Genomic DNA, 24,083 nt, shown 5'->3' with positions numbered 1-24,083 from the left:
CGGCGATGAGGCGGGCCCCGCTGCCGCGCCTGCTGGCGTTCGCGTGCCCGCTGCGCGCGGGACTGCTGGTCGCGGCGCTCGCGGGCGCGGCGACGACGGCGGCGGGAGTCGCCCTGCTCGGAACGTCCGGCTACCTGATCGCGCGGGCGGCCGAGCACCCGAGCGTCACCGCGCTCGCCGTCGTGGTCGTGACGGTCCGCGCCCTCGGGATCGGACGGGGCGTGCTCCGCTACGCCGAACGCCTCAAGGGCCACGACGTGGCGTTCCGCGTGCTCGGCGACGTGCGCGTCCGGCTGTACGAGCGGCTCGCGGCCATCGCGCCCGCGGGGCTGCGCGCGTTCCGCTCCGGGGACCTGCTGGCCCGTCTCGTCACGGACGTGGACGCGGTGCAGGACCTGTTCGTGCGCGGCGTGCTTCCCTACACGGCGGCGGTCCTGGCCGGTGCCGGGACCGTCACCGCCTGCGCGTTCCTGCTCGCTCCGGCCGCCGGTGCGCTCGCGGCCGGGCTTCTCGTAGCGGGAGCGGTCGTTCCCGTTCTGACCTGCGTCATCGTCCGCCGATCGGCGGTCCGGGGGGCGGCGGCGCGCGGAACCCTGACTTTGCGCATCGCGGACGCGCTCGTCGGCGCCCGCGACCTCGTCGCGTTCGGCGCGCGGGACGCCGCGGTCGGCGCGGTCCGCGCCGCGGACGCGGTCGCGGCCGCCGGAGAACGGCGGGCCGCCGTCGCATCGGCCCTCGGCGCGGGGCTCGGCACGGCGGTCAGCGGTTTGACCGTGTGGGCCGTGCTGCTGCTCGGCGTCGGCGCGGTCCGGGACGGGACGCTCGACAGCGTGTCCCTCGCCGTCCTCGTGCTCACCGCGCTGGCCGCGTTCGAGGTCGTCGCGCCCCTGCCCGCCGCCACCGCGAGGCTGGCCGAGACGGCCGCCGGGGCGCGCAGGATCGCCGCGGTCCTCGACGCGCCGGACCCGATTCGGATTCCCGCACGGCCGCTGCCCGCGCCGTCCCGGCCCGTCACGGTACGGATGCGCGGCGTCGGAGCCCGCTACGAACCGGACGGTCCCTGGGCGGTGCGCGGACTCGACCTGGAGTTCGTCCCCGGCCGCCGGGTCGCCCTCGTCGGGCCGAGCGGTTCGGGAAAGAGCACGGTCGCCGCGCTGCTGCTGCGGTTCCTGGACGCCGACGAGGGGGCGATCACCGTGAACGGGCACGACATCGCCGCCTACGAGCCGGACGACGTGCGACGCGTCATCGGCGGTTGCCCCCAGGACCCGCACCTGTTCGACAGCACGATCCGGGAGAATCTGCGGCTCGCGCGTTCCGGCGCCACCGACGCCGAACTGCTGGACGCGGCGGACGCCGCCCGGCTGCTCCCGTGGATCGCGGCACTGCCCGAAGGCCTGGACACCCCGGTCGGGGCGCACGGCACAGCCCTGTCGGGCGGGAGCGGGGCCGGCTCGCGCTCGCACGCGCCTTGCTGGCCGACCCCGCCCTGATGGTCCTGGACGAGCCCACCGCGCACCTGGACCCCGAGACCCGCGCCGGCCTGACCGCCGACCTGCTGCGGGCGACCCGGGGCCGCGCCACCCTGCTGATCACCCACGACCTGATCGGCCTCGAAGCGGTCGACGAGATCGTCATCCTGGACGGCGGCCGGGTCGCCGAACGCGGGACGCACGCCGAACTGGCGGCGGCGGGCGGGCCGTACGCGATCGCGCGATGTGACCGAGGCCCGACCGCGCCATGACCTGACGGCGCGCGGTACGGAAGCACCCGTCAGGCGCCCGGCACGGGGACGCAGCGGCCGAAGAACATCTGTCCGCTTCCGCCTCCGGCCGCCGCGCCTCCGCCTCCGTCTCCGGCCGCCGCGCCTCCGCCTCGGGCCGCCGCGCCTCCGCCTCGGGCCGCCGCGCTTCCGCCTCGGGCCGCCGCGCTTCCGTCTCGGGCGGCCGCGCCTCCGCTTCCGCTTCCGCCTCCGGCCGCCGGGCGCTCTGCCTGCCGCCCGCCGTCGCTCGCTTCACGCGCCCAGGACCTGCTGCGCGGCACGCCGACGGTCGAGGACGCGCTGGCGACCGGCGCCGTGGGACCGCATCGAACCACTCGGCGGGCCGTTGGCGCCCGCCGCGCCGTCGGACGGTTCGGCTGCCTCGCGCCGCCGGCTGCTCTGCCTGGCAGCGACCCGTCGGCTGCTCTGCCAACGCCGAACCGGCTGCGGCGACGATTCCGCGCGATGAGATCTTCTGAGATCTTCGCGGCGTTTCGCCGGCTCGGCGAGCACCGCGACGGCCGATTCGCGACGCTCGACGAGTTCGACGCCGAGGAGGCGCCGAACTTCTGCGGCGCATCCGATCGCCGTGTCGAGCGCATGACCGCGATCTGGGCCGCCCGCCCGGGTGTTACTTCGAGCGTTTCCAGAAGGGGCGCTTGGGTGGGTTGGCGGTCTTGTCGAGGTTCGTGATGGCCTTCGTCCACAGGTCGTCCGTGGCTGCGGTCGAGGGGTCGGTGCGGTAGGCGCGTAGGGCCGCTGTGAGGTCGGTCAGCGGCTTCGGGGCCTTGTCGCCCAGGCGTTGAAGGGTCATCTCCAGGAAGGGCAGCAGGTGGTAGAGGAGGTGGTCGCGGCGTTGTGACTCATCGCCGGTGAAGGTCTTCAGCGTCTCCAGTTCCGCGTTCAGCATCGTGCGTGTGGCGTCCTGGTCGGAGTCGCCTGGGCGTGGGGCCGGTACGGGGGTGCGTCGGCGGTCTGCGTTGTGGTTCCGGTCGGGTGTGGCCTTCGGTTTTGCGGAGGGCGGCGCGGATGCGGGCTGGATGTAGGGGGCCGGCGGGTGGGGTGCGGAGCCGGTCGGGGCGGAGGGCGCGCCGAAGGGGACGGGGGGTGCGCCGTACGGGGCGGGGTGGCTTGGGGCGGGTGGTGGGGCGGTCATGGGGGACGGGGGCGCTACCCGGGGTGCTGCCATGGGGTGGGCGGGGATCGGGTGGGCTCGGCGGTGCAGGTCGGCCGCGTGGGGGTTCTCTACGGGCTGGATCACCTGGTGCGGGCGTGTTCCGGTTTCGTTAGCGGTGACCGCGTCGGTGGCGACGAAGGCGGTGAAGCGGCACAGGACGTTGAAGCGCAGCGAGACGCGGACGATCTGTTGTTCCAGCTCGGGGCCGCCCTCGATGACGTAGCGGTCCTCCAGGTCGCGCAGGTGTGCGCGGGCCCAGATCGACGCGGCGGCGCGGGACGGAGCGACCGTCGGGGTCAGGCTGCGGTGCCAGGGGGAGCCGTCGGCGGCGGTTCCGCGCAGGGTCAGGTCGCCGGGCGAGGCGCCCGTGTAGCGGCCCGCGATGACCAGTGCCGCGCCCGGGTAGAGCGCGCCGAGGCGGCGTGGGGCCACGGTGGACGGGTCGATCTCCAGGCCCGCCGGGTCCAGGTGCAGGTCGGTGACCAGGGGCGCGCCGATCCGGTGGTGGACGGACTCCATCGCCTCGTCCAGCCGGTTCTCGGATTCGACCAGTTCGCAGCGTCCGCCGATCGCCAGGCGGTTGAGGAAGCCGGCGTTCACGGCGTGGTCGATCCCGACCGTGTGGACGCGCACGCCCGCCAGGCGCGGCAGCAGGTGGGCGAGGAGCTGGTCCTCGTTGGCGATCTGGCCGTCGGTGATGAGGACGAGCACCCGGTCGCGGGACGTGTCGGTGAGGAGCCCGGCCGCCTCGTCCAGCGGGGTGAGCATCTCGGTTCCGCCGCGTGCGTCCAGGGTCGCGAGGTGTTCCACCGCGCGGAAGCGGTTGCGGTCGGTCGCGGGGGACAGGCCGTGCGGCAGGTCGGGGCGTTCGACCACCGTGTCGAAGGACAGGACGGCGAACCGGTCGTCGGACGTCAGGGTGTCCACGATGCGGGCTGCGGCGCGGCGGGCGCAGACCATCTTCCAGCCCGTCATGCTGCCGGACCGGTCGATCGCCAGGACGACGTCGCGCGGGCGGAGCCGGTGCTCGCCGGACGGCAGGACGGTCAGGGTGAACGTGCCGCCGTCCGCGCCGTCCGCGCCGTCCGGGCTGACGGTGAGCGCCGTGACCTCGCGGGTTCCGTGGCCGAGGCGCAGGACGAAGTCGCGGTCGAGGCGTTCGCCCGGGTCCAGGCGCAGCCTGGTCCGGCCGGGGCCGGACTCCTCGGCGACGACGTGCAGCGCCGAGCGGATCTCGGTGAGCGGCAGCGCGGTCGTGTCCACGTCGACCGTGATGCCGAGCCGCACCGGGTTCGGGAAGCCGGGCAGCAGGACGGGCGGGCTGATCCGGGACGCGTCCGGCGCGGCGCCGGTGTCAGGGGCGGTGCCCTGGCCCGCCGGGTCGCCGGGCAGGGGCGTTCCGGGGACGTAGCGTTGCGCGACCACGAGCGGGAAGCGGAACGTCGTGACGCTTTCGGTCCCGGTCGTCTCGTAGGGGAGCGGCTGGTCCAGCGTGAGCCGGACGGTCACCCGTTCGCCCGGCGGGATGTTCCCGACCCGCAGCGTGAAGACGTCGGGCCGGTCCTCCTCGGCGATGGCGGCCCGCTTCCCGGCGGCGATCGCCGCGTCGTACTGTTGCCGGGCCTGGCCGCGTTCGGCGAGGACGCCGTCGACGACCCGGTCGGCGACCTCCATCCGCAGCGCCGTCACGGCCGCGCGGTCGGGCAGCGGGAAGACGTACGTCGCCTCCAGCGGGACGTCGAACGGGTTGCGGAACCCCTGGACGACCTCCACGCCGGCGGCGAGCCCGGTGATCGAGGCGTGGACGTCCACCCGGTCGAGCGGCAGGTTGCCCCGTTCGGTGGACAGGGCGCCGAGACCGCCGTCGGGGGACGGCTCGGCGGCGGGCAGCGGGACGATGCGCACGGTCACTGGGTACTCCCGGCGGGATGGTCGGACGTGCTGGGTTCAGGGAGCAGGCCGCGCCGGCGCAGCTCCTGGAGGAGGGGACCGGCCGCGGCCCGCAGGGCGTCGAGATCCTCGGCGTCGAGGTCCTCGACCTCCAGCAGGAGGGTGAGGCCGGGGACGAGCCGGACGCCGCGCACCAGCGCGGGCGAGGTGTCGAGCCGCGCCGGGACGTTGAAGGAGATGTCGGGCCGCGCGGCCCAGAACCGCTCCCGTTCCGATGACGCCGTCTCCGGTTCGGCGTCGGCGGCCTCGCCGGCGACGCGCTCCAGCGTCGCGTCGGTCGCGCCGGTGAGTTCGAGCTGGATCTCGGCGATCGTGCGGCCCTGGGCCTGGCGCCGCTTGACCGCCAGCAGCTGCAGGAGGTGGCGGCGCCCGTAGAGCGCGACGCGCCCCCGGCGCCCGAGCGGGGGGTCGAGCAGCCCGATCGTCGTGTACCAGCGGACGAGGCGTTCGTTCGGCAGGTCGCGCACCCGGCCGTTGACCTGCGCGGACGCGCTCGCGGCGAGCTTCGCCGCGGCGTGCTCCGCCAGCTCTCGGATCGTCCAGGTCTCGTCCATGCCGCCCACGATGACACTGTCATGATGACACTGTCAAATTGATCTTGGTTCCGGCGCGTCGCGCGTAATGGTTGACGCCGATTCCCGTAAAGCGCCCTGCATCTCGCGGACCAGGCTTTACCTTTCCCCTCATGGACGACCATCTCCTGGTCGAGGCCCTGCGGACGCACGAGCCCGACGCGCCCGCCGCGGTGTACGACGCGTACGGCGAAGCGCTCTACTCGTACTGCCGGTCGCGGCTGGGAGACGACGGGGCCGCGGCGGTCGCGGTCCGCGACGCGCTGATCGTCGCCGACACCCATGTGTGGCGGTTGCGCGAGCCCGCACGTCTGCGTCCCTGGCTGTACGCGCTGGCCGCCGCCGAGTGCGCCCGCGCGACCCCCGCCCCGCCGGAGCCGCCCGACGACGGCGAGCCGGGACCGCGCCGCGCCGCGCGCCGGGCGGTCGCCGCGCTGTCGGCCGAGGCGCGCGACGTCCTCGCGCTGAGGTACGTCCACGACGTCGAGCCGGGCGACCTCGCGGCGGTCACCGGCGGCGCCGACGGCGGTTTGGAGCGTGCCCACCGGGAGCTGGAGGCCGTCCTGACGGCCGAGATCCTCGCCGACACTCCCTGTCTCGACCGTGACAGTGTCACTCCGGACAAGCCGGGAAAGTATCTCCAGCACGTCCGCGACTGCGCGGTCTGCGCGCCGCGCGCCCCGCGCACGGTCGCCGCCGCGAAGGTGTTCGCGGCGCTGCCGAGGCCGCAGGTGCCGCGCACGCTACGCCCGGAGGTCATCGCGTGCTTCCGCGACCCGGAGATGGTGGGGCGCAGGCTGTTCGTCGCGGGCCGCGTCACCGAGTTCGGCCCGGACGGGTTCCCCGGCCCGTCCCGGCGCCCGTCCGGACGCGGTGGTCGGCGCGCGTTCGCCCTGGTGGCCGCCGCGGCGGCGCTGACGGCGGTCGCGGGCGGGGCGTCGCTGGTGTGGGGCGGCGGGAGCGGCGCGACGTCCGGGGTGGCGCGCAGCCCGGCGGCGGACGACCGCACCGAGTTCCCGGCGGAGAGCCCGCGCGTCCGGGTCGGGGAGCCGGTGCGAAGCCCGCGGACGTCGGCCTCACCGACCGCGCTGCCGGTCTCCGGGACGTTCAGCCAGGGGGCGCAGGCGACGCTGAGCGCGCCGTCCGGACGGTCCCGTCCCGTCCCGGCCCGGCCGCGTCAGCCGCACCGCTCCGTGCCGTCCGGCGGCCCGGTGGGGAGCCGGCCGGAGCCGCCGCCGGAGGACACACCGGTGCCCACGCCGCCGACGAGCGGCGAGCCGAGCGCGTCCGAGTCCCCGTCGGCGTCGACCGCGCCGCAGCGCTCGGCGGGCTGAAAACGGCGCGGGTCCCGCCGCGCCGGAAGCGCGGTGGGACCCGACGGCGGCCCGGGAGCGGTCGGACGGCTCAGTGCCCGCCCTGGTCCGCCCAGCGCTTGCGGGACTTCTCGATCTCCTGCTCGGCCTCGACCCGTCCGGTCCAGCTCGCGCCCTCGACGGACTTGCCGGGCTCCAGGTCCTTGTAGACCTCGAAGAAGTGCTGGATCTCCAGCCGGTCGAACTCGGCGACGTGGTGGATGTCGCGCAGGTGCTCCATGCGCGGGTCGGTCGCCGGGACGCACAGGACCTTGTCGTCGCCGCCCGCCTCGTCGGTCATCCGGAACATGCCGACGGCGCGGCAGCGGATGAGGCACCCGGGGAAGGTCGGCTCCTGGAGGATGACGAGGGCGTCGAGCGGGTCGCCGTCCTCGCCGAGGGTGTCCTCGATGAAGCCGTAGTCGGCCGGGTACTGGGTCGAGGTGAAGAGCATCCGGTCGAGGCGGATGCGACCGGTCTCGTGGTCCACCTCGTACTTGTTCCGCTGGCCCTTCGGAATCTCAATGGTGACGTCGAAATCCACGGTGTCCTCCGCTCCCTGCTGGCTCGCAGTGAATAGTCTTCCAGGAGTCTGTGCGCGCGGGACCGGTCACCTGGACGGGGGTCCCCGGTGACACGGCGGGCATCGCGGCCGTACGCCGCCGCTCCCGATACAAGGATGTCGCACGTTGGCGGGTGCCGAGCAGGAGAGGGGGGTGCAGGCGTCGATGCGGACCCGCACCCTTGCGTTGGCCACATTGTCCCTGCTGAATCTCTTCAGTGTGGGCGCGGGGGTCGCAGTGGCCGATTTCACACCCGGACGCAAGCTCGCGCCGCGTCCCCCCGCCGTCGCGGAGCGGCTGGTCGCGCAGACGTCCGGGACGATCGGGGCCGCCGACACCGCCGCCGCCCGGATGCCGGACGGCGCGACGCTCACCGGCCGCCTCAACGGGGTGCTCGGCACGACGAAGACACCGATCAAGGCCGTTGTCATCGACGCCGCCACGGGACGGGCGCTGTTCGCCAAGGACGCCGACAGCCCCGCGACTCCGGCGTCCACAACGAAGATCGTGACAACGACGGCGGCCCTCGCGTCCGCGGGCCCGGCCCACCGCATCACGACGCGCGCCGTGCGCGGCGACGGTGACAGTGTCGTCCTGGTGGGCGGCGGCGACCCCACCTTGACGGTCCAGCCCCCCGCGCCGGACGCCGGGCACCCGCCGTACGCGTCGCTCACCGATCTCGCCGCGCAGACGGCGACCGCGTTGAAAGCCCAGGGCCTCACACGCGTCCGCGTTGATTACGACGCCACTGCGTACCAGGGTCCGCGCACCGCGTACGGGTGGAAGCCGAACTATCTCCCGGACGGTGAAGTCGCCCCCGTCAGTGCCCTGACCGTGGACGAGGGCCGCGTCGCGCCCGGCGAGCGCGCCCGCGTCCAGGACCCGCCCGCCGCCGCTGCCGCCCAGTTCGCGACGCTGCTCAAGCGCGCCGGGATCCAGGCGGCGGCGGGCCGCCCGGCGCGGGCCGCCGCGACCGCGCCGAAGCTCGGGGCCGTGCAGTCCCCGCCGCTGTCGGCGCTGATCGAGCACCTGCTGACCGAGAGCGACAACGACGTGGCCGAGGCCGTCGCCCGCCAGGTCGCGCTGAGCCGGGGGGCGCCCGCGTCGTTCGCCGGCGCCGCCGCGGCCGTCCGGCAGGTCCTCGCGGGCCTCGGCGTCGCGGACGGCGTCGCGGTCAACGACGGCAGCGGCCTGTCGGCGGCCAACCGCATCACGCCGCACGCCCTGGCCCGCATCGCAGCCCTCGCGTCCTCACCGGAGCATCCAGAACTGCGCTCCGTCATTACCGGGATGCCCGTCGCCGGGTTCTCGGGCACGCTCCGTCCGCCGCGCTATACGACCGCGCAGAGTCTGGCCGGTGCCGGATACGTCCACGCGAAGACCGGCACCCTCGCGGGCGTCAGCACCCTCGCCGGAATAACCGCCGACGCCAATGGACGGCTGCTGGCGTTCGCGTTCATGGCGGGCGACGGTACGGCCCCGGTCGATCCGAGCGTTCTGGACCGCCTCGCGGCGACCGTCGCGGCCTGCGGCTGCTGACCGGGCATCGCCCGCCGGGTGTGGCGCCCCGCCCACGGGAGATAACTCAGGCGGTTGTTCGTTGAGCGACCGAACAGGGGCGCAGCGGCGCCGGGGCCGAGACGTACGGTGGTGTTCATGAGCGCCTCAATGATCGACTGGAACACGGCGGTCCAGGCCGGCACCCGGCTCGTCCGCCCGGGTCCGCAGGTCAGCCATGCCGAGGCCCGCGAAGTGGTGGCGGAACTGCGCGACCTGTCGGCCATCGCGCACGGCCACGTCCGCGAGTTCACCGGGATGGCGAGCGACCCCGATCCGGCGCCCGCGACCGTCGTGGACCGGCCCGGCTGGATCCGCGCGAACGTCGACGGGTTCCGCGTGGTGCTCGAACCGCTCATGGAGCGCATGCAGGAACGGCGCGGCTCCGGGATCCTCAGCGGCGGCCCCGGCGGCGTCATGGTGCAGGCGGTCGGCTCGCGCGTCACCGGGCTCCAGGTCGGCGGGCTGCTCGCGTACATGGCGTCCCGCGTGCTCGGACAGTACGAGCTGTTCCTGCCGCCGGACCCGTCCGGTAGGGCGCCGACGGGACGACTAACGCTCGTCGCACCGAACATCGTCCACGTCGAACGGGACCTCGAAGTGGACCCGCACGACTTCCGCCTGTGGGTGTGCCTGCACGAAGAGACGCACCGCGCACAGTTCACCGGTGTCCCGTGGCTGCGCGAGTACGTGCAGGACCAGATGACCGAGTTCCTGCTCGCGTCCGACCTGGACCCCGGCGCCATGCTCGACCGCATCCGCGACGCCGCCGACGTCGTGGCCGACGCGATCCGGGGCGGCGAGGGCAACCTCATCGACGCCATCCAGTCGCCCGAGCAGCGCGCGATCCTCGACCGGCTCACCGCCGTCATGACGCTCGCCGAAGGGCACGGCGACTACGTGATGGACGCCGTCGGACCCGAGGTCGTCCCGTCGGTGCAGCAGATCCGCGCCCGTTTCCAGGGCCGCCGCGACGGCGGCTCCCGGCTGGACCGGACGATCCGCCGCCTGCTCGGCCTCGACCTCAAGATGAAGCAGTACGCCGAGGGCGCCGCGTTCGTCCGCGCGGTCGTCGGCAGGGTCGGCATGGACGGGTTCAACGCCGTCTGGCGCTCGCCCGACACGCTGCCCACGCACGCCGAGATCGCCGCGCCGGACCGGTGGATCGAGCGCGTCCTCGGCCCGCGCGCGATCGAGCCCGCGCCGGAGCCGACGGACGTCCCGGATGGGTCCTGACCCGGCGGTCGCGGCCGTCCGCAGAGCGGTCCGCGCGGCGCTCGCCGGCCTGCCCGCCGACGTCCCGGTGCTCGCCGCGTGCAGCGGCGGCGCCGACTCCCTCGCGCTCGCCGGGGCGCTGGCGTTCGAGGCGCGGCGCGCGGGACGCCCCGCGGGCGGCGTGACGGTCGACCACGGGCTCCAGGACGGCTCGGCGGACCGCGCGGCGGGCGTCGTCAAGGTCCTCGCCGGGCTCGGGCTCGCGCCCGCCGAGAGCGTCGCCGTGACGGTCGGCGCCGCGGGCGGCCCGGAGAACGCCGCCCGCACCGCCCGCTATGCCGGGATCGACGCGGTCGCCGGACGGCACGGCGCCGCCGTCCTGCTCGGCCACACCCGCGACGACCAGGCCGAGACCGTCCTGCTGGGCCTCGCACGCGGCTCGGGCGCCCGCTCCCTCGCCGGGATGCCGCCCGCTTTCGCACGCGGCGCCGTGCGGTACCTGCGGCCACTGCTGGACATCGACCGATCCACCACCCGGCGTGCGTGCGCAGCCATGGACCTCGATCCATGGGACGACCCTCACAACGACGACCGTTCGTACACGCGGGTCCGCGTCCGGCACGACGCGCTCCCCGCCCTGGAACAGGCCCTGGGCCCGGGCATCGCCGAAGCCTTGGCCCGCACCGCGCGGCAGCTCCGCGACGACGCCGACCACCTCGACGCCCTCGCCGCCGCGGCCCTGCGCGAGCACGGGACGTCCGTCGACGCCCTGGCCCGGCTGCCCCGCGCCGTCCGCACCCGCGTCCTGCGGGACGCGATGATCCGCGCCGGCTGCCCACCGGGTACGCTCGCGGCGGTCCATGTCGACGCCGTGGAACGCCTGGTCACGGCCTGGCACGGGCAGGACCGCGTGGACCTGCCCGGCGGGGTCCGGGCGCTGCGGCGCCACGGCGTGCTGGAATTCCGGACGGGATGATCCCGTCCTCCCCGGGCGCGTTCCCCTGGCGCGCCCGTCTCCCGGGAAGGTGGGGTAGTGGACGAGAAGGACCTGGGTTCCGACCTGGCGAAGGTGCTGATCCCCGAGGATCGGCTCCAGGCCAAGGTCCGCGAGCTGGCGGCGCAGATCGACGCCGACTACGCGGACAAGGACCTCCTGCTCGTCGGCGTGCTCAAGGGCGCGGCGATGGTCATGGCGGACCTGGCGCGGGCGCTGCACAGCCCGGCGCGCATGGACTGGATGGCGGTGTCGTCGTACGGGTCGGGCACCAAGTCGTCCGGCGTCGTCCGGATCCTCAAGGACCTCGACACCGACATCAGCGGTCGGCACGTCCTCATCGTGGAGGACATCATCGACTCCGGCCTCACGCTCTCCTGGCTGGCCAGCAACCTGCGGTCGCGCGGCCCGGCGTCGCTGGAGATCTGCGCGCTGCTGCGCAAGCCCGAGGCGGTCCGCACCGAGATCGAGTGCCGCTACCTCGGCTTCGACATCCCCAACGAGTTCGTCGTCGGCTACGGGCTCGACTACGACGAGAAGTACCGCAACCTCCCGTTCGTCGGGACGCTCGCGCCGCACGTCTACGGCGGGACGACCGGCTGAACCGGCGCGTTCGCCCAGCGCGAACCCGTCCCGGCACCGCGCGAACCGGGCACAGGGAACAACAGGTCACCACGGATCGTTGCAAAGGTGGCCGATGGGTATATCCAACGGATCAGGGGATGGGCGCTGGCTGCGTCCTCTGTAGAAGGCGGTGTACCGTCGATATCCCGGGACGGCCCGGAAGCCACGCCGGAACCGGCAGGGAGCCGGACCGGGTTCGCGGCGTCCCCTCTCCCGCTCGCCGGGCGAGGGGCGCGACACACACGTTGGTCAGGAGGGACGGACCCCGTCAGGGGAGACCGGATACATGGACGTGAAGCGCTATTTTCGCGGGCCGCTGCTGTGGATCCTGCTGTTCGGCCTCATGGTCGCCCTCGTCATGTGGAGCGTCAATCCGGGTCGTTCGTACAGCCAGACCGACACCTCCAAGGTCGTCCAGGAGATCAACGCGGGGCAGGTGCACTCCGCCAAGGTCGTGGACAAGGACCAGAAGATCGAGGTCACGCTCAACAACGCCGACAAGACGCGCCAGCAGGCGTCGTGGGTCGACGGGCAGGGCGTCCAGCTCCAGCAGCAGCTCCAGCAGCAGTACAACCAGGGCAAGCTCCCCGGCGGTTACAACGTCGAGGTCCCCAAGCAGAGCGTCTTCATGAGCCTGCTGTTCAGCCTCCTTCCGATCGTCGTCATCGTGCTGATCTTCCTGTTCATCATGAACCAGATGCAGGGCGGCGGCTCACGGGTGATGAACTTCGGGAAGTCCAAGGCGAAGCTGATCACCAAGGACACCCCGAAGACCACGTTCGCCGACGTCGCGGGCGCGGACGAGGCGCTGGAGGAACTGGAGGAGATCAAGGACTTCCTGCAGAACCCCGCCAAGTTCCAGTCGATCGGCGCCAAGATCCCGAAGGGCGTGCTGCTGTTCGGCCCGCCCGGCACCGGCAAGACGCTGCTGGCCCGCGCGGTCGCGGGCGAGGCGGGCGTGCCGTTCTACTCGATCTCCGGCTCGGACTTCGTGGAGATGTTCGTCGGCGTGGGCGCCTCCCGCGTCCGCGACCTGTTCGAGCAGGCCAAGGCCAACGCCCCCTCGATCATCTTCATCGACGAGATCGACGCCGTCGGCCGGCACCGGGGCGCGGGCCTCGGCGGCGGGCACGACGAGCGCGAGCAGACGCTGAACCAGCTCCTGGTCGAGATGGACGGGTTCGACGTCAAGGGCGGCGTGATCCTCATCGCGGCGACCAACCGTCCCGACATCCTCGACCCGGCGCTGCTGCGGCCCGGCCGGTTCGACCGGCAGGTCACCGTGGACCGCCCGGACCTGGAGGGGCGCAAGGGCATCCTGCGCGTCCACGGCCGCGGCAAGCCGTTCGGCCCCGACGTCGACCTCGACGTCATCGCGCGCCGCACACCCGGCTTCACCGGCGCGGACCTCGCCAACGTCATCAACGAGGCCGCGCTGCTGACCGCCCGGTTCGACCGCAAGCTGATCGACATGGAGACGCTGGAAGAGTCGATCGACCGCGTCATGGCGGGGCCGGAGCGCAAGACCCGCGTCATGTCGGAGAAGGAAAAGAAGATCATCGCCTACCACGAGGGCGGTCACGCGCTCGTGGCGCACGCGCTGCCGAACTCCGACCCGGTGCACAAGGTGACGATCCTGCCGCGCGGACGTGCCCTCGGGTACACGATGACCCTCCCGATGGAGGACAAGTTCCTCACCACGCGGTCGGAGATGGCCGACCAGCTCGCCATGCTGCTCGGCGGGCGCACCGCCGAGGAGCTGGTGTTCCACGAGCCGACGACCGGCGCGGCCAACGACATCGAGAAGGCCACGTCGATCGCCCGCAACATGGTCACCGAGTACGGCATGAGCGAGCGGCTCGGCGCCCGCAAGTTCGGCACCGGGCAGGGCGAGGTGTTCCTCGGCCGTGAGATGGGTCACGAACGCGACTACTCCGAGGACATCGCGTCCGCGATCGACGACGAGGTCCGCCGCCTCATCGAGTCGGCGCACGACACCGCCTGGGAGATCCTGGTCGAGTACCGGGACGTCCTGGACGACCTGGTCGTCAACCTGATGGAGAAGGAGACCCTCTCCAAGGAGATGGTGCTGGAGATCTTCGCGCCGATCCGCAAGCGGCCCCACCAGAACTCCTACACCGGCTACGGCAAGCGCCTCCCGTCCGACCGTCCCCCCGTGCTGACGGCCAAGGAGATGGCGCTCCTCGGCCCGCAGGACGTCGCCGGCCTGAGCAAGAACAACGGGCAGGCGGCGGGCGACGGGGAGCCCGCGGGCGAGCCGTCCCCCGGCGAGAGCTGATCCTGTTGACGAACGAGCACGACGCACCGTCCGCGGCGGAGGCCCTTCCGGCCTCCGCCGCGAACGGCGTTCTCCCCCCGGCGTTCGACCACGCGCGCATCGAGCGCGCCGTGCGCGAGATTCTGCTCGCGATCGGCGAGGACCCCGAGCGCGACGGCCTGCGCGACACCCCCGCCCGCGTCGCCCGCGCCTACGCCGAGCAGTTCGCGGGGCTGCGGCAGGAGCCCGAGGACGTCCTGAACAAGGTGTTCGAGGCCGACCACGACGAAATGGTCCTGGTCAAGGACATCGAGCTGTATTCCGTCTGCGAACACCATCTGGTGCCGTTCCACGGAATGGCGCACGTGGGGTATACGCCGAACAAGAGCGGCCAGGTCACCGGCCTTTCCAAACTGGCGCGGCTGGTGGACGTCTACGCCCGCCGCCCGCAGGTGCAGGAGCGGCTGACCAGCCAGGTCGCGGACGCCGTCATGCGCATCCTGGAACCGCGCGGCGTCATCGTCGTCATCGAGGCCGAACATCTGTGCATGACGATGCGGGGCGTGCGCAAACCCGGGGCGCGGACCGTGACATCGGCCGTCCGGGGCGATTTCCGTGACCACGCCGAGACGCGCGCGGAGGCGATGGGCCTGATCCTCGGGCGGTGACCGGTCCGGCGGTCGCGCGGCGAGGCAATAGGCTGGATGACATGACCAGTGCCGTTGTTCCCGGGATGCCCGAGCCTGGGCGATGTCTCGTGATGGGCGTGGTCAACGTGACGCCCGATTCGTTCTCCGACGGCGGGGCCTGGTTCGACCACGACAAGGCGGTCGGGCACGGGCTCGACCTCGTCGCCGAGGGCGCGGACGTCGTGGACGTCGGCGGTGAGTCCACCCGGCCGGGCGCGCAGCGCGTGTCGCTGGAGGAGGAACTGCGGCGGGTCGTCCCGGTGGTGGCGGCGCTGGCCGGGGAGGGCATCGCGGTCAGCGTGGACACGATGCGGGCCGAGGTCGCGGAGGCGGCGGTGACGGCCGGCGCGCGGCTCGTCAACGACGTCAGCGGCGGGCTCGCCGATCCCGCGATGGCCCGCGTGGTCGCGGCGGCGCGCGTCCCCTATGTGGTGATGCACTGGCGCGGCCACAGCCACGACATGTACACCCGCGCTGTATACGACGACGTCGTCCGCGAGGTGCGCGACGAACTTCTGCAGCGCGTCGACGCGCTGCTCGCCGAGGGCGTGGACCCGTCGATGATCGTGCTGGACCCCGGGCTCGGGTTCGCCAAGCAGCCCACGACGCTCGACAACTGGGCGCTGATCGCCCGGCTGGACGCGCTGACCGCGACCGGTCACCCGGTGCTGGTCGGCGCGTCCCGCAAGCGGTTCCTCGGCAAGCTGCTGGCCGCGCCGGACGGCACCCCGCGCCCGTTCGCGGGCAGCGACGACGCGACCACGGCCGTCACCGCGCTCGCGGCGGCGGCCGGAGCCTGGTGCGTGCGCGTCCACCGGGTCGCGCCCAACGCCGACGCGGTGCGGATCGCGGCGGCCGTCCGGGCCGCGGCGGCCCGCGAGGAGGGGGACGCCCGTGGCTGACGGTCCGCAGGAGGCCAACGCCGAGTACTACGCGGCGTTCGAGGCGGGCGACCTCGACCGGATGGGCGACGTGTGGGCCGACGGCGCGTTCGCCGACGGCGTGAGCTGCGTCCATCCCGGCTGGCCGATGCTGCGGGGCCGCGACGAGGTGCTGCGGTCCTGGGCGCTGATCATGGCGAACACGACGTACATCCAGTTCGTCCTGACCGACACGACCTGCGACGTCTACGGCGACCACGCGATCGTGACCTGCAAGGAGAACACGCTCACCGCCGACGAGGAGGACTCGGGCGGCACCGGGTTCCTCGCCGGCGGAAGCATCGTCGCGACGAACGTGTTCGTACGGACGGACGGACGGTGGCGCCTGCTCGTCCACCACGGATCCCCGATCCTCGGCACCCCGGAGGACGAGTGAGCGACCGCATCGAGCTGCGCGGGCTCCGCGCGCGCGGACGGCACGGCGTGCTGCCCGCCGAACGCGAGCTGGGCCAGGAGTTCGTCGTGGACGTGTCGCTCGCGCTCGACACCCGTCCCGCCGCCGCGACCGACGACCTGGCGCGCACCGTCGACTACGGCACGCTCGCGGGACGGCTCGTCGCGGCCGTCGAGCAGGACCCGGTCGACCTCCTGGAGACGCTGGCGGAACGGCTCGCGGGCATCTGCCTGGCCGACCCGGTGGTGACGGAGGCGGAGGTCACCGTCCACAAGCCGAGCGCGCCCGTGCCGCACCCCTTCGCGGACGTCGCCGTGCGGATCACCAGGAGCCGCCCATGACCGCGCCCGCCCGGCAGCGCGTCGTGCTGTCCCTCGGCAGCAACCTCGGCGACCGGCTGGACAACCTCCAGGAGGCCGTGGACGCGCTGTTCGACGCCCCCGGGATGGAGTTCGTCGCGCTCTCCCCGGTGTACGAGACGGCCCCGTTCGCGCCGCCCGGCGAGACGCTGCCCGAGCAGGGCGACTACCTGAACCTCGTCGTCCTCGCCGACACGCGGCTGGCGCCCGAGACGCTGCTGGAACGGGTATTGAACATCGAGACCTCGCTGCGCCGCGTCCGGGAGGTGCGGTGGGGGCCGCGCACCCTGGACATCGACATCGTGGCGTTCGGTGACGTCACGTCCGACGATCCCCGGCTGACGCTGCCGCACCCGCGCGCCCACGAGCGCGCGTTCGTGCTGGTGCCGTGGGCCGACGTCGATCCGGACGGGCGCCTCGCCGGGCACGGCCGCGTCGGTGACCTCGCCGCGTCGGCCGGGGGCGGGGTCGCCCGCCGCGCCGACCTGACCCTCCAGCCGCCTGCATGAAGCCGACACGTCCCCTCTTCCTCGCCGGCCTGGTCCTCGTCGTCGGAGTGATCACCTGGGCGCTGGTGAGCAGTTCCTACACGACGCTCCCGCCGCTGCCGTGGACGGCCGTCCCGACGCTGCTGCTGCTCGCGCTCGGCGAGGGCTTCACGGGCTGGAACATCCTGCGCCGGATCCGCCGCAAGAAGGGCACGCGGCCGGTGGAGCCGCTGGTCGTGGCGCGGATGGCGGCGCTCGCCAAGGCCAGCGCGCACGCCGCGGCGGTGCTCGCCGGGATCTTCGGCGGGTTCGCGATCGTCCTCGCCGACTCCCTGGACAAGCCGACGCCCCGGCACGACTTCTCGGTCGGCGCGGGGACGGGCCTCGCCGCGCTCGTGCTGGCGGGCGCGGCGTACTTCCTGGAGTACGCGTGCCGCGTGCCGAAGGACCCCGACGAGGAACGCCGCGACCACGGGGCGTCCCGGGCCTAGCCCGCGGCGGCGCCGGACCGGGCGGGAGCCAGGCCGTCCAGGACGAGCGCGACGAGCTTGTCGCGGCGGTCGGACGCGCCGTCGAACGCCTGCTCCCCGGCCCACGCGGCGCCGTGCAGGAGCGCCAGGAACTCGGCGGTGTCGACGTCGGCGCGCACCCGGCCCGCCTCCTGCTCGCGCCGCAGCAGCGCCGCGCCGGTGCGGCGCATGGCCTCGCAGGACGCGTGCAGATCGGACTTCTCGTCCCGCAGCGTGCCCATCAGCGCGCCGGTGAGCCCGCGGTAGGTGGTCGCCATCTCGGCGAGCGACCGCGACCAGTCCAGCAGGACGGGTCGTTCCTCCGGCTCGCGCAGCAGAGCGCGGCCGTGCTCGGTGAGCGCGTCGAACCGGTCCCGCAGGACGGCCTCCAGCAGCGAGTCGCGCGCGGGGAAGTGCCGGTAGAGCGTGCCGATGCCGACTCCGGCGCGGCGGGCGACGTCCTCCAGGGACGTGTCGATGCCGTGCTCGTCGAAGGCGGCGCGGGCCTCCTTGAGCAGCCGTTCGTAGTTGCGCCGGGCGTCCGCGCGCCGGAAGCGGGGCGTCGGGGTTCCGTTCAGCCTTCCTCCCGAGGTTGCGAAGCGGAGCCTGCCTCCATTAGTGTAGCGGACAGATTCGGAGGGTGCCTCCGAATGTCCGAAAGGAGGCGCGATGTCCGTCGAGGACTACCGGCGCAGACTCGGCCCGTACGGCGTCTGGATCACTCCGCAGGCGCTGCTGGCCACACCGGTCGGCGTGCAGCGCGAGCAGTTCGCCCGGATCGAGAAGCTCGGCTACGGCTCGCTGTGGACCGGGGAACCGCCGGCCGGGGCGCCGCCGGGCCGCGAGACGTTCGTGCAGCACGGGCTGATGCTCGCCTCGACGGAGCGGATCGTCGTCGGGACGGGCATCGCCAACGTCACGACCCGTCCGCCGGTCGCCATGCACACGGGGGCGGCGACGCTCGCCGAGCTGTACCCGGGGCGGTTCATCCTGGGGCTCGGCGGGGCGGGGCCGGATCGTCCGCTGACCCGGCTCGCCGAGTATCTCGACGCGATGGACGAGGTGGCCAAGACCGCGCTGCCGCACGTCGAGTACCCGCGCGTCCTCGCGGCGCTCGGGCCGAAGGCGAACCGGCTCGCGGCCGAGCGCGCGCAGGGCGCCCATCCGTTCCTGCAGCCCGTCCGGCACACCGAGGTCGCGCGGGACCTGCTCGGCCCCGAGCCGCTGCTGATCCCGCAGCAGATGGTGGCGCTGGAGACCGACCCTGACAAGGCCCGCGACCCGCTGCGCCACCTCATGAAGGGCATGCCGGAGGGGCCGTACGAGCGCAACTACCGGCGGCTCGGCTACGGCGACGACGACCTCGGCGACGTCCGCAGCGACCGGATCGTGGACGCGACGCTCGCCTGGGGCGACGAGGCCGCGGTCGCCGAGCGGCTGCGCGCCCACCTGGACGCCGGGGCCGACCACGTGCTGCTGACGCCCCGCGCGCCCGACCTGACGTCCCTGGTGGACCGGCTCGAACGGCTGGCGCCGCTGCTGACGGCCTGACCCGGCTACTTGTCGATGTCGCCGACGACGAAGAACATCGACCCGAGGATCGCGACCATGTCGGCGACGAGCGTGCCCGGCAGCATCTCGGCGAGCACCTGGATGTTGTTGTAGGACGCCGAGCGCAGCTTCAGGCGCCACGGCGTCTTCTCGCCGCGCGAGACGAGGTAGTAGCCGTTCAGGCCGAGCGGGTTCTCGGTCCAGGCGTAGGTGTGCCCCTCGGGCACCTTGAGCACCTTCGGGAGGCGCTGGTTGATCGGTCCGGGCGGCAGCTCGGCGAGGCGGTCCAGGCAGGCGTCGGCCAGGTCCAGCGAGGCGTGCACCTGGTCGAGCAGGCACTCGAAGCGGGCGAGGCAGTCGCCCTCGTCGCGGGTCACGACGGGCACGTCGAGGTCGCCGTACGCGAGGTAGGGCTCGTCGCGGCGCAGGTCGAAGTCCACGCCGGACGCGCGGGCGATCGGCCCCGACACCCCGTACTGGAGGATCTGGTCGCGGGTGAGGACGCCGACGCCCCGGGTGCGGGCGCGGAAGATCTCGTTGCCCATGATGAGGTCGCCGATGTCGCCCATCCGGGCGCGGACGTCCGTGACGGCCTGGCGCGCGCGTCCCGTCCAGCCCGCGGGCAGCTCCTCCTTGAGGCCGCCGACGCGGTTGAACATGTAGTGCATCCGGCCGCCGGAGACCTCCTCCATCACGGCCTGGAGCGCCTCGCGCTCCCGGAACGCGTAGAAGATCGGGGTGATCGCACCGACCTCCAGGGGATACGACCCGAGGAACATCAGATGGTTGAGGACGCGGTTCAGCTCGGCCAGCAGCGTCCGGACCCACGTCGCCCGCTCGGGGACCTCCATCCCGAGCATCCGCTCCACCGCGAGCACGACGCCGAGTTCGCTGGAGAACGCCGACAGCCAGTCGTGCCGGTTGGCGAGGACGATGATCTGCCGGAAGTCGCGGGCCTCGAACAGCTTCTCCGCGCCCCGGTGCATGTAGCCGACGATCGGCTCGGCCGTGGTGATCCGTTCGCCGTCGAGCGTGAGCTTGAGCCTGAGCACGCCGTGCGTGGACGGGTGCTGCGGGCCGATGTTGAGGACCATGTCCTCGGTCGCCGGCGCGCCGGGCGTCCCGTCGGACGGCAGCTCCCGCGCGCCCGCGCCGATACCAACGATGCGTTCCGTCGTCATGGTCGAGACCTCATCGCACACCTCACCGCCTGGGCTTTCCGGATCAGCGCCCATCGTCGCATGGCGAGCCGAGCCGGTTTTCCGGTTGACTAGGGGGCAATGAACGCAACCCACGGCGAACCACCACAACTCCCGGCGACGGCCGCGCAGGGGACGGTACCGCACGCCCCGCCGCCGTCCGCCGCCGACTCGGCCTTCGCGCCCGGCGACGGACGGTCCTGGGCGCGCGTCTCCCGGCGCCACACGCTGTCGCGGGGGCTGGCGGCGACCTTCTGGGCGCTCCCGTGCGCCCTCGGCGGCGCGCTGGTCGGCTGGCGCAACGGCGGCGTGCCCGGCGCGGTGGTGCTCGTCTCCCTCGTGGTCGTGGCGCTGGCCGTGACGTGGATCGTGGCAGAACTCACCAGCCGGTCCTACGGGTACGCCGAGCGTGACGACGACCTGATCCTGACCTCCGGGGTGTTCGTCCGGCGGCTCGTCGTCGTGCCGTACGCGCGGATGGAGTTCGTGGACGTGACGTCCGGGCTCGTCGACCGCTGGCTGGGGCTCGCGACCGTCCGGCTGCACACGGCCGCCGCAGCGACCGACGCCCGCATCCCGTCGCTCCCGGTCCGCGAGGCGGGCGAACTGCGCGACCGCTTGGCCCACCACGGCGAACACCGGAGCACGCCGTGACCCAGAACCCCCGCCCCGACCCCCCGAACCAAGACCACCCCACCCCACCCCCCGCCCCGGGCACGGCGACACCGGACGCCGGACCACAAGGCGAGCCCGCTCCCCAAGGCACCCCGCCCGGCCAGAGCACGCCGCCCCAACTCCCACCGGACCAGCAGCAGCCAGGCCCGCCCACCTCAAGCCAGGGCGCGTCGCCCCAACCCCCGAATGGCGCGCCGAGCGCGCTTCCGCCGGGTTGGCAGGCGCCGGGCTCGCCCGTTCCGGGCCAGGGTGCGTCGCCCGAGCCCGCATACGGCGCGCCGAGCCCGTTCCCGTCCGATTGGCAGGCGCCGGGCCAGAGTGCGCCACCCCAGCCCGCGCAAGGCGCGCCGGGTCGGCTTCCTCCCGGCTGGCAGCCGGGCCCGTCGACGCCCGCAGGTCCCGCGCCGGGACAGCCCGCGCCGGGCCAAGCCGGACCGCCTGCGCCAGGACTCGCAGCGCCTGGCCAGAACGGGCAGGGTCAGCTCCCGCCGGGCTGGCAGCAGCCGGGCCAGGGCGCGCCGGGTCGGCCCGCGCCGGGTGCGTCCGGGTACGGCGCGCCGGGTCAGGTCCCGTACGGCGGTGGGGCGTTCGGCGCGGCGGGACTGCCCGCCGGTCCGTACCCGCCGGGGCAGGGCGGGTCTGCGGCGGGGACGTATCCGTCGGGGCGGCCTCCTCAGGCGCCGGGGTATCCCGCGCCGTATCCGGGACGTTCGGTGCCGCCGTCGTATGGGCGGTCGCCGTACGGTCCGCCGGGGTTGCCGTATCCGCCGGCGCCGCCGCCCGTCGGGCCGGACGGGCGGCCGTTCCATGGCGGGCCGCCTCCCATGGGCGCGGGGTACCGTCCGTACGCGCCGCTGTTCCAGCCGCCGTCCTATGGCCCGCAGCCGCAGTACTACATGCCGGGGCCGCCGCCGCGTCCGCCCGTTCGGTTCTCCGAGGGCACGCATCGGCTGCACTGGGCCACCGCGCCGCTGCGCGCGTTCGCGATCCTCATCGTGTACTTCGTCCTGCTCGGGATGCCGCTGCTGCTGACGCGGAGCGACGGCGGCGCGGCCGTGAACCTCGTCCGGTTCACGCTGGTGACGGTGCCGTTCGTGGTCGTCGCCGTCGCCGCGGGCGTCTGGGGCTGGCTGTCGGTGCGGTTCCGCGTCGAGAACGACGACCTCGTGGTCGTGACCGGCGTGCTGCGCAAACGGACGCGGAGCATTCCGCTGTCGCGCGTGCAGGCGATCGACGTCGTCCGTCCGCTGGTCACGCGGTTCTTCCGGCTCAGCGAGGTCCGCGTCGAGGCGGCGGGCGGCGAGCAGAGCGAGATCATCCTGCGCTACCTCGGCCGGGACGCCGGCCAGGCGCTGCGCGCGGAGCTGCTGGCGATCGCCGCCGGGCTGCCGGGCCAGACGCCCGAGGCGCCCGAGCGGCACTTCTGGAAGGTCCGCTACGGGCAGCTGCTCGGCTCGCTCGCGATGCGGCTGCCCGTCCTCGGGACGTTCCTGCTGCTCATCGGCTCGCTCATGTTCATGGTGATCTACGGCGAGCCGGCGATCCTCGCGGTGACCGTCCCGGCGCTGCTCGGCCTGATCCGCAGTGTCGTTGCACCGGCGGTCATGTACGCGGGGTTCCGCGTCGCGGTCTCGCCGGACGGTCTGCGCCTCCGCTACGGCATGCTGGAGACCCGGATGCAGACGCTGCCTCCGGGCCGCGTCCAAGCGGTCGGGATCGTCGAGCCCGCGTTGTGGCGCAGCGTCGGCTGGGCGCGGCTGGAGATCACCGTCGCCGGTTATGCCGGAGACCGCCAGGCCCTGTCGTCCGTGCTGCTCCCGGTCGCGCCGCGATCGGTGTGCATGGGACTCGTACGGCTGCTGTTCATGCTGCGGGACGTGGACGCCATCCCGCTCGTCCCACCCGCCCGGGTCTCCATCGCGCTGGACCATCCCGAGGGTGCGGGCGCCGACGACGTCCTGTTCGTGTCGCGGCACGGCTGGCCGGGACGCCGCACCGACGTGATCCCGGTCGTCCGGGCGCAGAGCGTGCGGATGACGGTCAACCCGCTGCAGAAGATGCTGGGGCTCGCGACCGTCCACGTGGACGCGCCGTCCGGGCCGATCCGCGTCCGGGCCGCCGACCGCGAGCTGGGCGAGGCGCGCGCGATGGTCGAGTCGATCGCGAAGCGGTCGGTGGATCCGCGCAACACCCCGTCGTTCGGCAATTAGGCCAGGTCGGCGAGGACGGACGGGATCGCGATCCCGACCGACTGCGCCAGCCACCCGAAGCCGCCGAGCCCGCCAGGATCGGTCAGTTCGGCGTCCTCTCCGGCCACCGACAGCGCCGCGAGGTAGCCGCGCGGGTCGCGGTGGGCGAGGTCCAGCGGCGGACGCGCGCCCGTGATCCCGAGGGCGCGCAGGGCCGCGCGCTGGGTCGTCAGCACCCCGGCCGTGGCGCCCGCCTGCTCGCCCGCGACCGCGCAGGCGTCCAGCGCGACGTGTGCGGTGACATCACATGATCCGTCCGGGATGGCCGGGACGGTCGAACCGTCCCGGTATCCGGTGATCGTGCCGTAGACGGGCCGCTCCCCGGCGCGGTGCGCGTAGTCGATCGCGACCGCCAGCCCCCGGTCCAGCCGCTCGATCACGCCCGACCACGCCGCGCAGCGCGGGCTCCCGACCTCGGCGCGGTCGCCGTTCTCGCGCAGCGGCCACCAGCGGTCCAGCCAGTCCAGGTCGTCCCGGGACGGCTCCGGGCCGCTGCGCTCGGCACCGCAGCCCGCCTCGACCAGGACCTTGCGCGGGCCCGCCGGGGTCAGTTCCACGACGTCCAGCGGGACGTTGTCCAGCCACTCGTTCGCAATGACGAGGCCCGTAATGTGCGCGGGGGGTTCGTCCCGCCACTCGACGCACGCGGGCACGCCGTCCGCACGCGGCGCCACCTCCACCGCGATCGGGACGACCCGCCGGGCGAGGTCGTCCGGGACGCGTTCCAGCAGGTTGACGAGCAGTTCGCCGCCGCCCGCGCCGATGTCCACGAGGTCGAGCCGGTCGGGACGGCCGAGCGCCGCGTCCACGTCCACGAGCAGCCGCGCCAGCGCGGCGGCGAAGCGCGGCGAGGCGTGGACCGATGTGCGGAAGTGCTCCCGGGGACGCTCGCCGCGCCGGTAGAAGCCGTCCGCGCCGTACAGCGCCCGTTCCATCGCGTCCCGCCACGTCTCCCAAACCGCCACGTCGAGGACGGTACCGCGAC

The 24,083-nt window shown here is 73.7% G+C and carries 23 protein-coding genes; 17 read left to right on the top strand and 6 right to left on the bottom strand.

Annotated features, from left to right (window positions below; genetic code table 11):
* The first annotated feature begins 5 nt into the window (after window positions 1-5).
* Together cydC and GQ466_RS32935 are read left to right on the top strand one after the other, a co-directional pair.
* Window positions 6-1,493, top strand: a complete 1,488-nt coding sequence (gene cydC, locus GQ466_RS22355; RefSeq protein WP_337193579.1) for a thiol reductant ABC exporter subunit CydC — start codon at window positions 6-8, stop codon at window positions 1,491-1,493.
* Window positions 1,472-1,744 (top strand): hypothetical protein, encoded by a 273-nt coding sequence (locus GQ466_RS32935; RefSeq protein WP_337193578.1) that lies wholly within the window; start codon window positions 1,472-1,474, stop codon window positions 1,742-1,744. The genes cydC and GQ466_RS32935 overlap by 22 nt, the downstream gene beginning before the upstream one ends.
* 649 nt (window positions 1,745-2,393) lie before the next feature.
* On the opposite strand, the gene GQ466_RS22350 is transcribed toward GQ466_RS32935, so the two are convergent.
* Together GQ466_RS22350 and GQ466_RS22345 are read right to left on the bottom strand one after the other, a co-directional pair.
* Window positions 2,394-4,850 (bottom strand): VIT domain-containing protein, encoded by a 2,457-nt coding sequence (locus GQ466_RS22350; protein WP_161104967.1) that lies wholly within the window; start codon window positions 4,848-4,850, stop codon window positions 2,394-2,396.
* Window positions 4,847-5,443 carry a MerR family transcriptional regulator gene (locus tag GQ466_RS22345; RefSeq protein ID WP_161104966.1) on the bottom strand — a complete coding sequence of 199 codons (597 nt, stop codon included), beginning with the start codon at window positions 5,441-5,443 and terminating at the stop codon, window positions 4,847-4,849. The genes GQ466_RS22350 and GQ466_RS22345 overlap by 4 nt, the downstream gene beginning before the upstream one ends.
* A gap of 131 nt (window positions 5,444-5,574) precedes the next feature.
* On the opposite strand from GQ466_RS22345, the gene GQ466_RS22340 reads away from it, so the two are divergent.
* Window positions 5,575-6,795, top strand: a complete 1,221-nt coding sequence (locus GQ466_RS22340; RefSeq protein WP_161104965.1) for an RNA polymerase sigma factor — start codon at window positions 5,575-5,577, stop codon at window positions 6,793-6,795.
* A 70-nt stretch (window positions 6,796-6,865) separates the two neighbouring features.
* On the opposite strand, the gene GQ466_RS22335 is transcribed toward GQ466_RS22340, so the two are convergent.
* Complete coding sequence (locus GQ466_RS22335; protein WP_161104964.1) at window positions 6,866-7,357, bottom strand: inorganic diphosphatase; 492 nt, start codon at window positions 7,355-7,357, stop codon at window positions 6,866-6,868.
* A 256-nt stretch (window positions 7,358-7,613) separates the two neighbouring features.
* On the opposite strand from GQ466_RS22335, the gene dacB reads away from it, so the two are divergent.
* From dacB to GQ466_RS22280, 11 genes are all read left to right on the top strand, one after another.
* The gene (gene dacB, locus GQ466_RS22330; RefSeq protein ID WP_161104963.1) at window positions 7,614-8,915 is read left to right on the top strand and encodes a D-alanyl-D-alanine carboxypeptidase/D-alanyl-D-alanine endopeptidase; all 1,302 of its coding nucleotides are present in this window, start codon (window positions 7,614-7,616) and stop codon (window positions 8,913-8,915) included.
* A gap of 129 nt (window positions 8,916-9,044) precedes the next feature.
* Window positions 9,045-10,169: a zinc-dependent metalloprotease gene (locus GQ466_RS22325; RefSeq protein WP_161105218.1), complete on the top strand. Its 1,125-nt coding sequence runs from the start codon at window positions 9,045-9,047 to the stop codon at window positions 10,167-10,169.
* Window positions 10,159-11,124 carry a tRNA lysidine(34) synthetase TilS gene (gene tilS / locus GQ466_RS22320; RefSeq protein ID WP_161104962.1) on the top strand — a complete coding sequence of 322 codons (966 nt, stop codon included), beginning with the start codon at window positions 10,159-10,161 and terminating at the stop codon, window positions 11,122-11,124. Before GQ466_RS22325 ends, tilS begins: the two co-directional genes overlap by 11 nt.
* A gap of 57 nt (window positions 11,125-11,181) precedes the next feature.
* Window positions 11,182-11,745, top strand: a complete 564-nt coding sequence (gene hpt / locus GQ466_RS22315) for a hypoxanthine phosphoribosyltransferase (RefSeq protein WP_161104961.1) — start codon at window positions 11,182-11,184, stop codon at window positions 11,743-11,745.
* Between the two features lie 307 nt (window positions 11,746-12,052).
* Complete coding sequence (ftsH, locus tag GQ466_RS22310; protein ID WP_161104960.1) at window positions 12,053-14,065, top strand: ATP-dependent zinc metalloprotease FtsH; 2,013 nt, start codon at window positions 12,053-12,055, stop codon at window positions 14,063-14,065.
* A gap of 5 nt (window positions 14,066-14,070) precedes the next feature.
* The gene (gene folE / locus GQ466_RS22305; RefSeq protein WP_202420940.1) at window positions 14,071-14,712 is read left to right on the top strand and encodes a GTP cyclohydrolase I FolE; all 642 of its coding nucleotides are present in this window, start codon (window positions 14,071-14,073) and stop codon (window positions 14,710-14,712) included.
* Window positions 14,713-14,753: 41 nt separating this feature from the next.
* Window positions 14,754-15,635 (top strand): dihydropteroate synthase, encoded by an 882-nt coding sequence (folP, locus tag GQ466_RS22300; RefSeq protein ID WP_161104959.1) that lies wholly within the window; start codon window positions 14,754-14,756, stop codon window positions 15,633-15,635.
* Window positions 15,628-16,050: a nuclear transport factor 2 family protein gene (locus GQ466_RS22295; RefSeq protein WP_161104958.1), complete on the top strand. Its 423-nt coding sequence runs from the start codon at window positions 15,628-15,630 to the stop codon at window positions 16,048-16,050. Before folP ends, GQ466_RS22295 begins: the two co-directional genes overlap by 8 nt.
* Window positions 16,047-16,409 (top strand): dihydroneopterin aldolase, encoded by a 363-nt coding sequence (folB, locus tag GQ466_RS22290; RefSeq protein WP_161104957.1) that lies wholly within the window; start codon window positions 16,047-16,049, stop codon window positions 16,407-16,409. The genes GQ466_RS22295 and folB overlap by 4 nt, the downstream gene beginning before the upstream one ends.
* Window positions 16,406-16,936: a 2-amino-4-hydroxy-6-hydroxymethyldihydropteridine diphosphokinase gene (folK, locus tag GQ466_RS22285; protein WP_161104956.1), complete on the top strand. Its 531-nt coding sequence runs from the start codon at window positions 16,406-16,408 to the stop codon at window positions 16,934-16,936. The genes folB and folK overlap by 4 nt, the downstream gene beginning before the upstream one ends.
* Window positions 16,933-17,406: a DUF3180 domain-containing protein gene (locus GQ466_RS22280; protein WP_161104955.1), complete on the top strand. Its 474-nt coding sequence runs from the start codon at window positions 16,933-16,935 to the stop codon at window positions 17,404-17,406. Before folK ends, GQ466_RS22280 begins: the two co-directional genes overlap by 4 nt.
* Here the strand turns inward: GQ466_RS22280 and GQ466_RS32930 are convergent.
* Entirely contained in the window at window positions 17,403-17,942 is a 540-nt protein-coding gene (locus GQ466_RS32930; RefSeq protein ID WP_337193603.1) for a TetR/AcrR family transcriptional regulator, read from the bottom strand. The genes GQ466_RS22280 and GQ466_RS32930 overlap by 4 nt on opposite strands.
* A 151-nt stretch (window positions 17,943-18,093) precedes the next feature.
* On the opposite strand from GQ466_RS32930, the gene GQ466_RS22270 reads away from it, so the two are divergent.
* The gene (locus tag GQ466_RS22270; protein ID WP_161104954.1) at window positions 18,094-18,975 is read left to right on the top strand and encodes a TIGR03620 family F420-dependent LLM class oxidoreductase; all 882 of its coding nucleotides are present in this window, start codon (window positions 18,094-18,096) and stop codon (window positions 18,973-18,975) included.
* A 5-nt stretch (window positions 18,976-18,980) separates the two neighbouring features.
* Here the strand turns inward: GQ466_RS22270 and GQ466_RS22265 are convergent, their stop codons facing one another.
* Complete coding sequence (locus tag GQ466_RS22265) at window positions 18,981-20,156, bottom strand: NADH-quinone oxidoreductase subunit D (RefSeq protein ID WP_161104953.1); 1,176 nt, start codon at window positions 20,154-20,156, stop codon at window positions 18,981-18,983.
* 99 nt (window positions 20,157-20,255) lie between these two features.
* On the opposite strand from GQ466_RS22265, the gene GQ466_RS22260 reads away from it, so the two are divergent.
* Window positions 20,256-20,828: a PH domain-containing protein gene (locus GQ466_RS22260; RefSeq protein WP_161104952.1), complete on the top strand. Its 573-nt coding sequence runs from the start codon at window positions 20,256-20,258 to the stop codon at window positions 20,826-20,828.
* Window positions 20,829-21,673: 845 nt separating this feature from the next.
* Window positions 21,674-23,059, top strand: coding sequence for a PH domain-containing protein (locus GQ466_RS22255; RefSeq protein WP_202420939.1), 1,386 nt, complete (start codon window positions 21,674-21,676; stop codon window positions 23,057-23,059).
* Here GQ466_RS22255 and GQ466_RS22250 read toward each other — a convergent pair.
* Entirely contained in the window at window positions 23,056-24,063 is a 1,008-nt protein-coding gene (locus GQ466_RS22250) for an SAM-dependent methyltransferase (RefSeq protein WP_161104951.1), read from the bottom strand. The two genes, GQ466_RS22255 and GQ466_RS22250, sit on opposite strands and share 4 nt — an antisense overlap.
* Window positions 24,064-24,083: the final 20 nt, after the last annotated feature.

Source organism: Actinomadura rayongensis, assembly GCF_009831215.1.
Lineage (GTDB): Bacteria > Actinomycetota > Actinomycetes > Streptosporangiales > Streptosporangiaceae > Spirillospora > Spirillospora rayongensis.
Note: the sequence above shows the minus strand (reverse complement) of the source record. Positions and strands in the feature narration are given on the sequence as shown.

Bases quoted from the DNA above. Each gene is read 5' to 3' on its own strand.
- cydC (WP_337193579.1), top strand. From the start codon at position 6: ATGAGGCGGGCCCCGCTGCCGCGCCTGCTGGCGTTCGCGTGCCCGCTG.
- GQ466_RS22345 (WP_161104966.1), bottom strand. From the start codon at position 5,443: ATGGACGAGACCTGGACGATCCGAGAGCTGGCGGAGCACGCCGCGGCG.
- GQ466_RS22340 (WP_161104965.1), top strand. From the start codon at position 5,575: ATGGACGACCATCTCCTGGTCGAGGCCCTGCGGACGCACGAGCCCGAC.
- GQ466_RS22325 (WP_161105218.1), top strand. From the start codon at position 9,045: ATGATCGACTGGAACACGGCGGTCCAGGCCGGCACCCGGCTCGTCCGC.
- tilS (WP_161104962.1), top strand. From the start codon at position 10,159: ATGGGTCCTGACCCGGCGGTCGCGGCCGTCCGCAGAGCGGTCCGCGCG.
- ftsH (WP_161104960.1), top strand. From the start codon at position 12,053: ATGGACGTGAAGCGCTATTTTCGCGGGCCGCTGCTGTGGATCCTGCTG.
- folP (WP_161104959.1), top strand. From the start codon at position 14,754: ATGACCAGTGCCGTTGTTCCCGGGATGCCCGAGCCTGGGCGATGTCTC.
- folK (WP_161104956.1), top strand. From the start codon at position 16,406: ATGACCGCGCCCGCCCGGCAGCGCGTCGTGCTGTCCCTCGGCAGCAAC.
- GQ466_RS22280 (WP_161104955.1), top strand. From the start codon at position 16,933: ATGAAGCCGACACGTCCCCTCTTCCTCGCCGGCCTGGTCCTCGTCGTC.
- GQ466_RS22270 (WP_161104954.1), top strand. From the start codon at position 18,094: ATGTCCGTCGAGGACTACCGGCGCAGACTCGGCCCGTACGGCGTCTGG.
- GQ466_RS22265 (WP_161104953.1), bottom strand. From the start codon at position 20,156: ATGACGACGGAACGCATCGTTGGTATCGGCGCGGGCGCGCGGGAGCTG.
- GQ466_RS22260 (WP_161104952.1), top strand. From the start codon at position 20,256: ATGAACGCAACCCACGGCGAACCACCACAACTCCCGGCGACGGCCGCG.
- GQ466_RS22255 (WP_202420939.1), top strand. From the start codon at position 21,674: ATGGGCGCGGGGTACCGTCCGTACGCGCCGCTGTTCCAGCCGCCGTCC.